This is a genomic window from Streptomyces sp. P3, from assembly GCF_003032475.1.
Classification (GTDB): Bacteria; Actinomycetota; Actinomycetes; order Streptomycetales; family Streptomycetaceae; genus Streptomyces.
Window position 1 is genome coordinate 5621796 of the sequence record NZ_CP028369.1, and the last position, 13745, is coordinate 5635540.

General features: G+C 70.6%; 14 protein-coding genes and 1 pseudogene. 14 read left to right on the top strand and 1 reads right to left on the bottom strand.

Annotation, left to right across the window (positions count from 1 at the left end; translation table 11 throughout):
- The first annotated feature begins 235 nt into the window (after positions 1-235).
- From C6376_RS24875 to C6376_RS24910, 8 genes are all read left to right on the top strand, one after another.
- A complete protein-coding gene (locus C6376_RS24875; protein WP_107445470.1) occupies positions 236-661 on the top strand; it encodes an ester cyclase in 426 nt (141 codons plus the stop codon).
- A 26-nt stretch (positions 662-687) separates the two neighbouring features.
- On the top strand, positions 688-1191 hold the full coding sequence (locus tag C6376_RS24880) for a flavin reductase family protein (RefSeq protein WP_107445471.1): 504 nt from the start codon (positions 688-690) through the stop codon (positions 1189-1191).
- 72 nt (positions 1192-1263) lie between these two features.
- Complete coding sequence (locus C6376_RS24885) at positions 1264-1941, top strand: GntR family transcriptional regulator (protein WP_107449161.1); 678 nt, start codon at positions 1264-1266, stop codon at positions 1939-1941.
- A 965-nt stretch (positions 1942-2906) separates the two neighbouring features.
- Entirely contained in the window at positions 2907-3734 is an 828-nt protein-coding gene (locus C6376_RS24890; RefSeq protein ID WP_107449162.1) for a 2-keto-4-pentenoate hydratase, read from the top strand.
- Entirely contained in the window at positions 3731-4699 is a 969-nt protein-coding gene (locus C6376_RS24895) for an acetaldehyde dehydrogenase (acetylating) (protein ID WP_301554704.1), read from the top strand. Before C6376_RS24890 ends, C6376_RS24895 begins: the two co-directional genes overlap by 4 nt.
- Positions 4696-5715 (top strand): 4-hydroxy-2-oxovalerate aldolase, encoded by a 1020-nt coding sequence (gene dmpG / locus C6376_RS24900; protein WP_107445472.1) that lies wholly within the window; start codon positions 4696-4698, stop codon positions 5713-5715. Before C6376_RS24895 ends, dmpG begins: the two co-directional genes overlap by 4 nt.
- A gap of 108 nt (positions 5716-5823) precedes the next feature.
- Positions 5824-6588: an IclR family transcriptional regulator gene (locus C6376_RS24905; protein WP_107445473.1), complete on the top strand. Its 765-nt coding sequence runs from the start codon at positions 5824-5826 to the stop codon at positions 6586-6588.
- Entirely contained in the window at positions 6585-7184 is a 600-nt protein-coding gene (locus tag C6376_RS24910) for a TetR/AcrR family transcriptional regulator (RefSeq protein ID WP_159083251.1), read from the top strand. Before C6376_RS24905 ends, C6376_RS24910 begins: the two co-directional genes overlap by 4 nt.
- Here C6376_RS24910 and C6376_RS24915 read toward each other — a convergent pair.
- Positions 7179-8090, bottom strand: coding sequence for an amidohydrolase family protein (locus C6376_RS24915; protein ID WP_159083252.1), 912 nt, complete (start codon positions 8088-8090; stop codon positions 7179-7181). The two genes, C6376_RS24910 and C6376_RS24915, sit on opposite strands and share 6 nt — an antisense overlap.
- 188 nt (positions 8091-8278) lie before the next feature.
- Here C6376_RS24915 and C6376_RS24920 point away from each other — a divergent pair, with 188 nt between their 5' ends.
- The 6 genes and pseudogenes from C6376_RS24920 to C6376_RS24945 all read left to right on the top strand — a co-directional run.
- Positions 8279-10072, top strand: a complete 1794-nt coding sequence (locus C6376_RS24920) for an FAD-dependent monooxygenase (RefSeq protein WP_107445476.1) — start codon at positions 8279-8281, stop codon at positions 10070-10072.
- Between the two features lie 32 nt (positions 10073-10104).
- A complete protein-coding gene (locus tag C6376_RS24925; RefSeq protein WP_107445477.1) occupies positions 10105-10992 on the top strand; it encodes a VOC family protein in 888 nt (295 codons plus the stop codon).
- 21 nt (positions 10993-11013) lie between these two features.
- Positions 11014-11880 (top strand): alpha/beta fold hydrolase, encoded by an 867-nt coding sequence (locus C6376_RS24930; protein WP_107445478.1) that lies wholly within the window; start codon positions 11014-11016, stop codon positions 11878-11880.
- Between the two features lie 94 nt (positions 11881-11974).
- The gene (locus C6376_RS24935; RefSeq protein WP_107445479.1) at positions 11975-12733 is read left to right on the top strand and encodes a hypothetical protein; all 759 of its coding nucleotides are present in this window, start codon (positions 11975-11977) and stop codon (positions 12731-12733) included.
- Positions 12734-12847: 114 nt separating this feature from the next.
- Positions 12848-13111 carry a PAS domain S-box protein gene (locus tag C6376_RS46455; RefSeq protein WP_107449164.1) on the top strand — a complete coding sequence of 88 codons (264 nt, stop codon included), beginning with the start codon at positions 12848-12850 and terminating at the stop codon, positions 13109-13111.
- A gap of 6 nt (positions 13112-13117) precedes the next feature.
- Positions 13118-13539 (top strand): annotated as a pseudogene (locus tag C6376_RS24945) (ATP-binding protein); the annotation flags it as partial.
- Positions 13540-13745: the final 206 nt, after the last annotated feature.

The following is a 13745-nucleotide window of genomic DNA, read 5'->3' on the forward strand; positions in this document are numbered from 1 at the left end:
GCAATCCGGCGCGGCCGGGCCCTTGACGGTCTCGGTGTGGCATGCATTACTGCTTCTTGTATGCCAGCGAGGGTCGAGGTTCAGCTGAAGGAGACCCGGAGATCAATGGCCGTTCATGTGCGAGCTTTTTCGTCCCCCGACCCGCTTGCCGCGGTCGGCAGGACATGGGCACTCCCGTTCGTGCCGGCGGACGGACCGCATACTCCACAAAGCCGTCACCGTGGAAGGGGAAGAGATGACGCACACCGACGCCCGCAAGGAACAGATCGAGAAGACGTGGGCCGAGGCCTGGGGCCGAGGTGACGTCGACGCACTCGACGCGCTGCTGAGCCCAAACTACCTGCGCCACGGGATCGACCCGCACCCGCAGAACCTGGACGCCTTCAAGGCGGCGATCGTCTCCACGCGCGGGGCGTTCCCGGACCTGACCACCGTCATAGACGACATCGTGATCGAAGGCGACAGAGCCGCGATCCGCTGGCACAGCAGTGGAACGCATGACAATTCCTTCTTCGGGGTTCCGCCCACCAAGCGGCGCGTCGACATCAGTGGCGCCACCTTCGCCCGCTTCGAGGGGGACCGGATCGTCGAGGAGCACGTGACGTGGGATCCCCGAGCTCTGCTCACGGCGCTGGGCATCATCAGCGTGGGACAGGACTGACGACCAAGATGACAAGGAGCACCCTCATGTCCGCGCTTGCCTCCACCCCGGACATCGACGTGATGAAGCAGGTGAACCGGCAGTTCGTCACCGGTGTCACGGTCGTGACCGCGATGGATGGAGAGACCCCCAAGGGGCTGGCCGTCAACGCGTTCTCGAGCATCTCGCTCGACCCGCCCACCGTGATGGTGTGCGTCCAGCACACCTCGTCCACGCATGACTGTCTGTTCCGCGCGGAACACCTCGCGATCAACATCCTGTCCACCGACCAGCTCGACGTCGTGGGCACGTTCGCGAGCAAGGCCACGGACAAGTTCGAGGACCTGGACTGGGAGAGCGGCCCGTTCGGCAGCCCGCTGATCGCCCGCAGCAGTGCGCAGATGGAGGTGCGCATTCGCGAGCGGCTCCGGGCCAGTACCCACACCGTCTTCATCTGCCGAGTGGTGCACGCCGCGGTCACCGAGCTCCAGCCCATGGTCTACAGCGCCGGCAGGTTCTTCGACGGCGGAGCACTCACGTCTCTGGGATGATCCAGCGAGTGGTACGGGGAGAGGGAGGAAGATTCGGTGAACCGCGCGAAGAGTGAACCGAAGAACGGGTCGATGCAGGCCACGGTGATCGCCGAAATGCGCAGGCGCATCATCAAGGGTTACGTCGAACCCGGTGCCTCGCTCTCCGAGGCTGCCCTCGCGGACGAGTTCGGTGTGAGCCGGACACCGGTGCGCGAGGCCCTCAAACAGCTGCAGACCGAAGGACTCGTCGAGATCCGGCCCCGCGTCGGGACGTTCGTCACCGTCCCCTCCCGCCGTGAGATCACGGAACTCTTCGAGATGAAGGAGCTCATGGAGGGCGCGGCCGCGCGTCTCCTCGCCCAGCGCGGCCGTGTTCCGGAGATCGACTCCCTCGAGAGGAACCTGCGCGAGGCCGATGCGGCGGTGGAGGAGGACGACCGGGAGCGGTATGCGCTCCTGGTCCAGGAGTTCCACGACCTGCTCATAGTCGGTTCCGACAACAACAAGCTGCAGGCCCACTACCGGACGCTGATGAACCAGCTCGCCTACCCACGGCTGGTGAACACCTCGCTCAGCCAGCCGGGTCGCGCCATTCAGTCCGACCGTGAGCACCATCTCGTCCTGGAGCTGATCCTGGAGAAGGACGGCGACAGCGCCGAGCGCGTCATGCGTGAGCATGTCAGGGCCAGCCGGCGTGCCCTCCTGGCGGGTCTGCCTGTCGGCGGCGCGTTCGAGGCGCTCGGCGGAAAGGGTCCTGATCCGGCGTGAGCCGGGTGAGTGAAGCCGGTGAGAGCGGCACGTCGGCGCAGGGCCCTGCCTCAGCAGGCGCCGTCGAGCGGCAGCGGGGACGGATGTACCGGGCCGTGGCTGCGTAGAAAGGTCGCCGCCGCGGACAGCCGGCGCGACCCTGGGCCGAGACGTCCTCACACCCGCAGGTCCACTGTGACTCCCGACCGTGCGGGCACGGGCCGCGAACCCCAGGGAGTCGCACCAGGTAGCCGGTGGTGCGGGCGAGTTCGCGGGCGCTCGGCAGCGCGTCGTACGGAGTGCCACCGAGGCGCGGGTCGCCGTGGACGTACAGCAGCGTCCGCTCGACGCGGCCCTGCGCGTGACAGACCTCCGGTCCGCACGGGCCCTCGACGGCTGCGGGAGGGACTGCTGGCGGACGTGATCGCGGTGGAGGGCGATCCGCTGGCGAGTGCCGACGCGACCGGGCGGGTCTGTTTCGGCGTGAAGACCGGGCGCAGTCACCGGGGCCGGGAAGTCGGCGAGCGCGGGTGAGCCGGCGGGCGTGCGGGCGACCGAGACGTGGGCGGTATCGGGAGCCCTGACCGCGTGCGCGGCGTCGGACGCCGGGCACGCAGCGGGCGCTTCGGGTGCCGGGGCACCTTGCCGTCCGCATGACCGGACGCGCTCAGCTCATGCGGCCTTGGCCGCTCCGGCGAGACGGCCGGACTCGCCGATGCGAACGCGCGGCTCGCCCCGGCCGGCCTCGCACGCATCGCCCACGGCGACGCCGACCGCGTGCTGCGCCTGTGAAACACGCTCTGCCCGGCGCCGTCGGTCCGAGGCGGATGCCGGGCCTTGCCGGGCGGCGATCTCCGCCCGGCAAGGGTCCAGCCCCTGACGGTGTTCCGTGTCCCGGAACAAAGAGTGGCCCCCGGCGGCAATGGTGTCTAAACCGGTATCCCACCCCGTTTTCCTGCTCCCCGTGGAGGTACCCCGTGTCGACCATGCTCGACGATGTCCGCGCGCACAGCGCCCCACCGACCGTGTTGAAGGCCGCTGACCGGTTGGCGGAGGCGACTCGTGGCGGTGTTGTCTGTCCGCCGGTGCGGGAGCTGTTCGACGGCGGCGGTGATCTGGAGACCGCGTACGCCGTGCAGCAGCTGAACGTCCGACGCGGGCTGGACGCCGGACGCCGGATCGTGGGCCGCAAGATCGGCCTGACCTCCGTGGCCGTGCAGCGCCAACTCGGTGTGGACCGGCCCGACTTCGGTGCGCTGTTCGCCGACATGGCCGTACCGGACGGTGACGAGGTGGCCGTGGGGCGGCTGCTCCAGCCCAAGGTGGAGGCCGAGGTCGCGCTGGTGATCGGCCGGGACCTGCCGCACCGGGAGTGCACGGTCGTGGACGTGCTGAGGGCGGTCGACTTCGCGGTGCCCGCGCTGGAGATCGTCGACAGTCGCATCGCGGGGTGGGACATCTCCCTCGTCGACACCGTCGCCGACAACGCCTCCTGCGGCCTGTACGTCCTCGGCGCGACGCCGGTACCGCTCACCACTGTCGACCTGCGTGCCGTGACCATGACCATGACCCGGGGCGGCGAGACCGTGTCGCAGGGCACCGGCGCCGACTGTCTCGGCAACCCCCTCAACGCCGCCGTCTGGCTGGCCTCGGCACTCGCCGAGCGCGGCGACCCGCTGCGCGCGGGCGACCTGGTGCTGACCGGCGCCCTGGGCCCGATGGTCCCCGCCGGACCGGGCGACGTGTTCGAAGCCGGTATCTCCGGCCTGGGTTCTGTGCGGGTCGGTTTCGCGACGGAAGGAAGTGAGCTGTGAGCACCAAGGTCGCCATCATCGGCTCGGGCAACATCGGCACCGACCTCATGATCAAGGTTCTGCGCCTGTCCGAGACCCTGGAGATCGCCGCGATGGCGGGGATCGACCCGGCCTCCGACGGCCTGGCCCGGGCCCGCCGGCTGAAGGTCGCCACCACTCACGAGGGGGTGGAGGGCCTGGTGGCGCTGGACGAGTTCGCCGACGTCCAGATCGTGTTCGACGCGACCTCGGCCGGCGCCCACCGCTACCACGATGCCGTGCTGCGCCCGCTCGGCCGCACCCTGGTCGACCTCACCCCCGCCGCCCTCGGCCCCTACGTCGTGCCGCCGGTCAACGGCGACGCCCACCTCGACGCGCCGAACGTCAACATGGTCACCTGCGGCGGCCAGGCCACGATCCCCGTCGTCGCCGCGGTGGGCGCGGTCACGCCGGTGCACTACGGCGAGATCATCGCCTCCATCGCCTCCCGGTCGGCCGGTCCCGGCACCCGCGCGAACATCGACGAGTTCACCGAGACCACGTCGGCCGCGATCGAGAAGGTCGGCGGGGCCGCGAAGGGGAAGGCGATCATCGTCCTCAACCCGGCCGAGCCCCCGCTGATCATGCGGGACACCGTGCACTGCCTGGTCGCCGACTGCGCCACCGAGGCCGTGACCGCGTCGGTCGAGGAGATGGCGGCACGCGTCCAGGCGTACGTGCCCGGCTACCGCCTCAAGCAGAAGGTGCAGTTCGAGAAGGTGGCCGCCGACGACCCGCTGCGCACCCTCGCCCCCGGCGACGTGCTGAAGATGTCCGTGTTCCTGGAGGTCGAGGGCGCCGCCCACTACCTCCCGGCCTACGCCGGGAACCTCGACATCATGACCTCGGCCGCGCTGCGCACCGCGGAACGCATGGCCGCCCGCCCCCACTCTCGGCTCCACCCGAGCGGGGGGACCCCCATCGCCACGGAGGTGGCTTTCCGATGACCCGTCTGTACGTCCAGGACGTGACCCTGCGGGACGGCATGCACGCCGTCCGACACCGCTACACCGTCGACCAGGCCCGCACGATCGCCGCAGCCCTGGACGCCGCCGGCGTGGCCGCGATCGAGATCGCGCACGGCGACGGTCTGGCCGGCTCCAGCATCAACTACGGCGTCGGAGCCCACACCGACTGGGAGTGGATCGAGGCGGTAGTCGGCGCGGTGCACCACGCCGTCCCCACCACGCTCCTGCTGCCCGGCATCGGCACGATCCACGACCTCGAGCAGGCCCACTCCCTGGGCATCCGCTCGGTACGCGTCGCCACGCACTGCACCGAGGCGGACATCTCCGCCCAGCACATCGCCGCCGCGCGGGAGCTGGGCATGGACGTCGCCGGGTTCCTGATGATGTCCCACATGGCCGAGCCGGCCGAACTCGCCCGCCAGGCCAAGCTGATGGAGTCCTACGGCGCCCAGTGCGTGTACGTCACCGATTCCGGCGGCCGGCTCACCATGGACGGCGTCCGCGACCGCTTCCGCGCCTACCGAGACGTTCTCGACCCCGGCACCGAGCTGGGTGTCCATGCTCATCACAACCTGGCCCTGGGGGTGGCCAACACCGTCGTCGCCGTCGAGAGCGGTGCGGTACGGGTCGACGCGTCCCTCGCCGGGCAGGGTGCGGGCGCGGGCAACTGCCCCCTGGAGGCGTTCATCGCCGTCGCAGACCTGATGGGCTGGGAGCACGCCTGCGACCTGTTCCCGCTGATGGACGCGGCCGACGATCTCGTACGGCCGCTGCAGGACCGCGAGGTGCGGGTGGACCGCGAGACCCTCAGCCTCGGCTACGCCGGCGTGTACTCCAGCTTCCTGCGCCACGCCGAGACCGCCGCCACCCGCCACGGCCTGGACACCCGCAGCATCCTGGTCGAGGTCGGGCGGCGGGGCATGGTCGGCGGCCAGGAAGACATGATCACCGACATCGCCCTGGACCTGGCCGCGCGGGAGGAGACCGTGTCCTGACGAGAGCCCGGTCGTGACCGTGCGGGCGGTCACGAACCTTGCCCGGCCTGCCGTTAGAGCATACGCTCTAGAGTATTCGCTCTAACGGTACTCCCGAGAGGACTGGCCATGGGCAGTGAAGCCGGGGTGCACGAGCCGCCCGCTGCGTCGTCGGTCATGCAGAAGGCCTTCGACCTGCTGGAAGCGTTCCGCTACGGCCGCGTGCTGACGCTGAGCGAGGTGGCGCGCCGCGCCGACCTGCCGAAGTCGACGGCCTATCGCATCCTCGGGATGCTGGTCCGAGTGGGGGCCGTGGAACACGAGGGCACCGGTTACCGGGTCGCGCTGCGGATGATGGCTCTCGGCGCGGCGTCGCCCGAAGGCGCGGTCCGCCACACCGCGCTGCCCTACCTGCTGGATCTGCACCGGGCCGTCGGGCACACCATCCATCTGTGCGTCCTGCGCGGCCCGGACGTCGTCTACGTGGAGAAACTGCACACACCGCGGTCGCGGCTGTTCCCCACGGAGGTGGGCATGGCCCTGCCCGCGCACTGCACGAGCGTGGGCAAAGTACTGCTGGCCTACTCGGATCCCGACATGACGGCGGCGGCCGGAGCGGGCCGGCTGCGCGCCCTCACCGAGCGCTCCGTCCTGGACCCCGAGCTGCTCCGCCGTGAGCTGCGGCGCGTCCGGCAGCGTGGGGTGGCCACGGACGTCGAGGAGGCGGTGCCGGGACGGTCGTGCGTGGCCATGCCCATCGTCGTCGGCGGTACGGCGGTGGCGGCGGTGTCGATCGGTTTCCCCGCCGCACAGGGGTCCAGTGAGCTGTTCGTGCCGCCTCTGCGGCGGACGGTGTCGTCGATCGTCAGGGCACTGCCCGGTGTCGCGGCGTGAAGGGGGAGACCGCCGGGCGGGGCTCCTCCGCGCGTGAAGCGCTCATGGACGCCGCGGAGCGGCTGATGGGCGCGCACGGCTTCCACGCGACGTCGGTGTCGGCGCTGTGCAAGCTCTCCGGCTGGCCCATGGGTTCCCTCTACCACCACTTCGGTTCCAAGACCGGTCTGCTGGTCGCCGTCCTCGAACGGGGCATCAGCCGGGTCGATGCCGCGGTCGACGAGGCCGTCAGCCGTCCCGTCCCGCCGTCGGACCAGGCGTACGTGTACTTCGACGCGGTGGCCAAGGCGGTGGACGACAACGCGGTCTTCCACCGGCTGCTGGCCTTCGTCCTGCTGGAGCGCACCACGCAGCCGGAGGTCAGGAAGATCGTCGAGCCGTTCCGCAACCGACTGCTGGCGGGCGGCACGGAACAGATGTTGGTGACGCTCCGGCACCATGACGGGGATGTCACACGGGAATCGGCGCAGACGATGGCCCAGTCCCTGACGGGCTGGCTCGTCGGCATCTTCGTCCTCGATGTGCCGGACCGCCGCTCCCGGGTCGCCCACGAGGTACGGCTGCGCGTGCAGGCCGGTGCGTCCGCGGTGTCATGAGACCGCCTTCCCGCCCGCAGCCAGCCGGGCGGCCGCCCGCGGGAACACCGCGTGCGCGTGCCGTCCCACACCGGCCGCGACCTCCGGGGTGAGCGCGCCCCCGGTCAGCAGCGAGGTCATCGTCTGCCGCAGCACCGGTTCGCTCGCGCACGGCGCGCCGAAGTCCGAGCCGTACACGATGTGGCCGGGGGACGTGACCGCGAGCGCGGGGCCGAGCGCGGTCGGCGTCGCCGACATCGCGGTGTCGTAGTAGAGACCGGCGAAGGCCTCGCGCACCGTCTCGGGCGTGACCCCGTCGTGGGGCACCCAGTCGGCGTCGGACAGCAGCGCTATCCGCCCGGCCAGCGCGGGCAGCGCGCCGCCCGCGTGAGCGAGGACTACGCGGACGCCGGGAGCGGACCGGAAGACACCGCGCCACACCATGTCCACCGCGGTCCGCGCGGTGTCGAAGGCGACCTCGAACAGCGCCGGCGGCAGATCCAGGGCCGGTGCCGCGAACGGCGAGGGGTGCACGAGGACCCCGGCGCCGATCGCGTCGAGGGCCCGCCACACCGCGCGGAACCGTTCCGCGCCGAGGTAGTCGCCGTCGTAGGCGGCGAGCAACGCGAACCCGTCGGCGCCCAGGTGCCCGTGCGCGTGCTCGATCTCCGCCAGCGCGGCGTCCACGTCGGACATCGGAAGGCCCGCCAGAAGGCCGAACCGCGACGGATACCGCCGGACGACCGACGCGCCGTACTCGTTGGAGGCACGGACCGCGGCGGGGTCGGAGACCGAGAAGTCGGACAGCAACTGCATCTCGATGCCCAGCCGCGCCATGTGGTCCAGGCCCGGCTGGGGATCCCACTGCGTACCGTCTCCGGGCAGCGCGAAATGGGTGTGGACATCGATCCAGCCGGTTCGGTTCATGGCGTGGTCCTCTCCGCGACGGATGAGCTGGCGGGCCGAGCGTAGATCGCCGCCGGACCTGCCACGGAGCGGCTGTTCCGGTTCCCGGAACACGCGCTTTGCCCGCTCGGTGCCGCGCCATACCGTCGCAGACGCCACGAGCTCAGCCGGCGCCCCGAACGGCGCCCGATCAACGAGGAGGAGCCGCGATGGCCACCGATGCCTTTCCCTCCCCAGCCACATCCACGGAACGGACGCCCGTGCTGATCGTGGGGTCCGGGCCCGCGGGCCTCACCACCGCACTCGCGCTGGCCCGCATGGGCGTGCCCAGCATCGTCCTCACCCGTCATCTGGGGCTCGCGCACACACCGCGTGCCCACATCACCAACCAGCGCACGCTGGAGATCCTCGCCGACCTCGGTGTCGAGGAGGAGGCGCGCGCCAAGGGACGGCTGCTCGAAGAGCTGCCGTTCAACGTGTTCGTCCTGTCGATGGAGGGCCCGGAGGTCGCCCGTACCACGGCGTGGGGCGCGGGCCTGAGGGACCAGGCCCGCTACCGGCGGGCGAGCCGGCACCTGCCGCTGAACCTCTTCCAGCACGAGCTGGAGCCGGTCCTGGCCCAGGCGGCGATCGCCACGGGACTGGTCGACCTCCGTTTCGGCCACGAGTTCCGCAGCCTCACCCAGGACGACGACGGCGTCGACGCCACGATCGTCGAACGGCGGTCGGGGCACGAGTACACCGTCCGGGCGGACTACCTGGTCGGCGCCGACGGGGCGAGCAGTCGGGTGCTCAGCGAGATCGGCCTGTCGGTGCGCGGCGAACTGGGCCTGAACCCGCAGGTGAACGTGTGGATCAAGGCGGACATGAGCCGCTACGTCGCCCACCGCCCTGGCGTGCTGTTCTGGGCCACCGATCCGGACTACGCGACCTGGATCATGATCAACAGCTTCGACGAATGGGTGGTCGGCTGGCCGGTGCCGGACGACTTCGTGCCCGACCGCGACGAGATCGTGGCCAGGATCCGGCACTTCGCAGGCGATCCGCACCTGCCCGTCGAGATCAAGTCGATCGACAGATGGACGATCAGCAACGCCGCGGCGGACCAGTACTCCGCGGGCCGGGTCTTCTGCATGGGCGACGCCGTCCACAGGCATCCGCCGGCCAACGGGCTCGGCAGCAACACCTCGATCGCCGACGGCTACAACCTCGCCTGGAAACTGCGTCTGGTGCTGACCGGAGTGGCCGACGCCTCGCTGCTCGAGACGTTCTCGAGCGAACGCGTCCCGGTCGGACGCCAGGTCGTGGACCGCTCCTTCGCCTCCGTGCGCGAGGTCTTCACCGTCGGTCCCACGATCGGGCTCAGGCCGGACATGACGACCCCCGAGAAGTGGGCCACGGTCCGGGCGCTCCACGACGACACGGAGGAGGCGTCCGGCAAGCGCGCCGCGCTCGCCAGGACGCTGGAGAGGCTCATGGACCTCCAGCTGAACGCCCTCGGCCTGGAGCTTGGCTACCGCTACGCCGTCCCGGCGGGAGACGACGACACGGGCGACGACTGCGGCACCGTCGACGAGACGGAGTACCGGCCCTCCACCGCGCCGGGGGAGCACCTGCCGCACGCCTGGGTGGAGTTCAACCGCCGTCGTATGTCCACGGTGGACCTGGTCGGAAAGGGCCAGTTCACGCTGATCACCGGTCGGGGCGGCGAGGCGTGGACTCAGGCGGCGGACCGCGCGTCGGCGCTGTACGGACTGCCCATCGTCGTCCGCGCGATCGGGTCGGAGCACGGCTACCGGGACCCGCTGGGGGAGTGGGCCGCCGTGCGCGGCATCGACGACGACGGCTGCCTGCTCGTCCGCCCCGACGGCCACATCGCCTGGCGGGCCCGCTCCGGCGTCGATCCGGACGCCCTGCTCGACGCGGTCGCCCGCACGCTCGGGATCCCCGCGCCCCGGCACCACGAGGCCGCCGGAAAGCCCCTCGCCACCGCAACGCGCTGACCACCCCCCTTCACCACCTGAGGAGAAAGCACATGAGCGTCTTCACTTCGCTGGGCTACGTAGTGGTTCGGGGCCCTCTCGACGAATGGACCCGCTTCGCCGCCGAGACCATCGGCGCGCAGCCCGTCCGGCACGCCGGAGGCGATCTGGGCCTGCGGCTCGACGAGCACGCGTACCGCATCGTCGTCGAGGACGGTGCGCCCGCCGGCCCCCGGTCCCTGGCGGCCCTGGGCTTCACCGTCCAGGACGCGACCGCGCTCGCCGCACTGGAAGACCGCCTCACGTCCCGGGGCATCAAGGTCGGCGAGGACGAGGAACTGCGGGCCCGCCGCGGTGTCGAGGGGTTGCGGGTCTTCGCCGACTCCGACGGCCAGACCATCGAGGCCGTCCACGGCCTGCCGCTCGCCGACACCCCCTTCGAGTCCCCGCTGGGGGTCCGGTTCGTCACCGGCGAGCTGGGGGCCGGGCACGTCTTCCTGTCCAGCTCGGGCAGTTCGAGCGAGCTGGCGGAGTTCTACCGGCAGGAGCTGGACTTCAAGCTGACCGACACGATCTCCATGGCGAAGCTGGGATCGGACGACGACGCCTACTTCCTGCACTGCAACCCGCGCCACCACTCGGTCGCCGTCGCCCGCATCCCCGGGCCGCCCCCGGGCCTCATCCACATCATGCTCGAAGTCCCCGACTTCTCCACCGTCGGCCGCGTCATGAGCAACATCGACGACGATCCCGACCACATCGCCATCACCCTGGGCGAGCACTCGAACGACCAGGTGACGTCGTTCTACGTGGACACGCCGTCGGGCTTCCAGATCGAGTACGGCTGCGAGGGCATCGTCATCGACGACGCCACCTGGCAGGTCGCCCACTACGACTCGACGAGCAACTGGGGCCACAAGTTCGTCGGCCCTCGCGCCTGACCCCGGAGAGGAAGGACAGCTGTGTCCACACCCAAGGCCCTGACCGAATCGGCCACCAGCAAGTACCTGCAGACGGCCAAGTGGAAGCTGCACTACAACGAGGCGGGCGACGGTCACCCGCTGGTCCTGCTGCACGGGGGAGGCCCCGGTGCGAGCGGGTGGAGCAACTACTCCGAGAACATCGACTTCTTCGCGCGCCACTACAGGGTGTTCGCCATCGACATGCCCGGCTGGGGCAAGAGCGACACGGCCGAGCCGGGCGACCGTGACCATGTGGAGGCCCTCGGACTGGCGCTGGACGCACTCGGCCTCGACCGGGTCGCCCTCATCGGCAACTCGATGGGCGGTGCGACGACACTCCGGTTCACCGCGGAGCATCCCGAGCGCGTCAGTCACCTCGTCCCGATGGGAGCCAACGCCCCCGGCACCAACATGTTCGGCCCGCCCAACCACAGGTCGGAGGGGATCCGCGCCATCGGCCGCGCCTACTTCGACCCGTCGCCGGCGAACTTCCAGGCGATGGTCGGCGCGCTCGCGAACGACCCGGCCCTCGCCGAGGACGCCGACCTCGCCCAGCGGCGTTCGGAGGCGGCGCTCGCCCGTCCCGACCATCTGGAGAACTGGAAGCTGTCGGCGCCCCGTGGGGAGCTGAACGGTCCTCCGCAGCTGTACCAGGCCGTGCCGCGGTTGCTGGGCGGGCTCACCGTGCCCACGCTGCTGGTGCACGGGCGGGACGACCGTGCCGTCCCCCTGGAGAACTCGCTGCGGCTGCTGGCGATGATTCCGTCCGCCCGGCTGTACGTCATCAACAACTGCGGTCACTGGGCGCAGATGGAACACCCCGAGGAGTTCAACCGCGTCGTGCACGAGTTCATCTCGGCCAACTGACCTCTCGGAGCAGGCGGCACGCGCGCTCGCGCGGGCCGCCTGCTCCCCGCGCACAGAGGTGACGAACGACCATCCAGTCAAGGAGATCGGCCTTATGGCGACCATCACGGAGAACCCCGGCGCTTTCACAGTGGTCGTGGTCCTCGACCTGCCCGAGAAGGACTGCGACGCGATTCTCGACCTGGTCGGGCGACGCGTCGAAGAGCAGATCCGGTACGTGCCCGGCTTCCTGGCGGGCAGCTGGTTCGAGCGGCTGTCCCACGGGATCGGTGGTGATCTGGAGGCGCAGACCGCTCCGGTGGGCTGTCGCCGGATAGCGGAGTACATCCAGTGGCGGGACAAGGCCTCCTTCCAGGCGTTCCTCGCCGATTCCACGCTGTCCGGGCACATGGCCAAGGTGGACGAGGTCGCCGCACAGGTGTGGTGGCGGGGCTACGAGGTGCGTACGGTCGTAACGGCGGGGGGCCGGGTGGCGGGGGACCGGGCGGCGGCGCTGAGGATCTCACCGGATGTGATCACCCAGGTGGTGCGGCGCGACACGGTTCCGGGGAATCAGGGCTGGGTCACCGAGTACACGGTCGCCGAGACCGAACGAGTGACCAGACACCTGCCCGGCTTCGCGGGGTCGGCCATCCACCTCGACCAGGACGGCGGGGTGCTGGAGTACGTCCAGTGGGACGGCGTCGAACACGTCCAGGAGGCTTACGCCGACCCGGAGTTCAGCGAACACATCCCGGTGGTGGGCCACTACGCGAGATCCGACGGGGATCTGTACCGACTCCTGCGCACGATAGACGGAGCCGACGCGCCGGGCGCGACCACGGCGCCTGTGAACGCGGTACGACAGGGTTGACGAAAGACATGGAGGCACCGCCGCCGACGGCATGGATGAGGGGCTTGGGTGTGCCGGTGCGCGCGTTCGCAAGCCATAAAATGGGCGTAAGTACCTCGATACGATCGAGTGATCATGGGCAGCTGGGATGCTCGCTCAGCCGGCTCCCCGCCGGTCGGGAGCGGGTACGCCTCGTCCTCGACCTCCCTCGTCACGGCTGTTACGGATGAGCCCGGCACCGTCACGGAGTGGAGCCGCGGCGCCGAGCGGCTTCTCGGGTACCCGGCCTCCGACGTCGTAGGACGTAGGCGGGAATTCCGGCGGCCGAGCGCAGCCTTCGTCGAGGTGGAGGAACGCGTTCCGTTCCGTCGTCCATGCCGACTCCTGGAACCGTGCTGACGCGAGCGCCCGGCCGACGACGTCGCCCTGCTGATCGCCCGCACCCGTGCCCTCGGCGCCGACCACGTGGCACCTGGGAGCTGCCCGCCGACCCCGCCGCCGTCTCCCAGGCCCGCAAGCAGGCCGCCGCCCGCGTCGCCGCATGGGGGCTCGATGATGCCGCCTTCACCACTGAACTCGTCGTCAGCGAACTGGTCACCAACGCCATCCGCTACGGACATGCGCCCATCGAGCTACGGCTCATCCACGACCAGGCCCTCCTCTGCGAGGTCTCCGACGCCAGCACCACCGCCCCGCATCTGCGCCGGGCCCGCGTCTTCGACGAAGGCGGCCGCGGACTGCTGCTCGTCGCTCAGATGTCCCGGCGCTGGGGCTCCCGCCAGACCGCGGCAGGAAAGGCGATCTGGGCCGAGTTCGACCTGCTGTGACCGAACACCGCGAACCCTCGAAGGCGACGAGTGCCGGACCTGGCCGATCATCGCCGCCCCCGGCCGTACCGGCCCTTCACGACGTCCCGGGCGACCGCGCCTCTTCCTTCCGGGCCGTCCGACCGCATAGGTGGGACGGCCCTCGCGCCGGGCGGTGATGCTCGACCCGCGTCACGGCCCCGACAAGGAGCGGTGCCGGAGTCGCC

Excerpts from the sequence above, each read along its gene's own strand:
- C6376_RS24875 (WP_107445470.1), top strand. The coding sequence starts at position 236 with ATGACGCACACCGACGCCCGCAAGGAACAGATCGAGAAGACGTGGGCC.
- C6376_RS24925 (WP_107445477.1), top strand. The coding sequence starts at position 10,105 with ATGAGCGTCTTCACTTCGCTGGGCTACGTAGTGGTTCGGGGCCCTCTC.
- C6376_RS24890 (WP_107449162.1), top strand. The coding sequence starts at position 2,907 with ATGCTCGACGATGTCCGCGCGCACAGCGCCCCACCGACCGTGTTGAAG.
- C6376_RS46455 (WP_107449164.1), top strand. The coding sequence starts at position 12,848 with ATGGGCAGCTGGGATGCTCGCTCAGCCGGCTCCCCGCCGGTCGGGAGC.
- dmpG (WP_107445472.1), top strand. The coding sequence starts at position 4,696 with ATGACCCGTCTGTACGTCCAGGACGTGACCCTGCGGGACGGCATGCAC.
- C6376_RS24880 (WP_107445471.1), top strand. The coding sequence starts at position 688 with ATGTCCGCGCTTGCCTCCACCCCGGACATCGACGTGATGAAGCAGGTG.
- C6376_RS24885 (WP_107449161.1), top strand. The coding sequence starts at position 1,264 with ATGCAGGCCACGGTGATCGCCGAAATGCGCAGGCGCATCATCAAGGGT.
- C6376_RS24920 (WP_107445476.1), top strand. The coding sequence starts at position 8,279 with ATGGCCACCGATGCCTTTCCCTCCCCAGCCACATCCACGGAACGGACG.
- C6376_RS24905 (WP_107445473.1), top strand. The coding sequence starts at position 5,824 with ATGGGCAGTGAAGCCGGGGTGCACGAGCCGCCCGCTGCGTCGTCGGTC.
- C6376_RS24915 (WP_159083252.1), bottom strand. The coding sequence starts at position 8,090 with ATGAACCGAACCGGCTGGATCGATGTCCACACCCATTTCGCGCTGCCC.
- C6376_RS24935 (WP_107445479.1), top strand. The coding sequence starts at position 11,975 with ATGGCGACCATCACGGAGAACCCCGGCGCTTTCACAGTGGTCGTGGTC.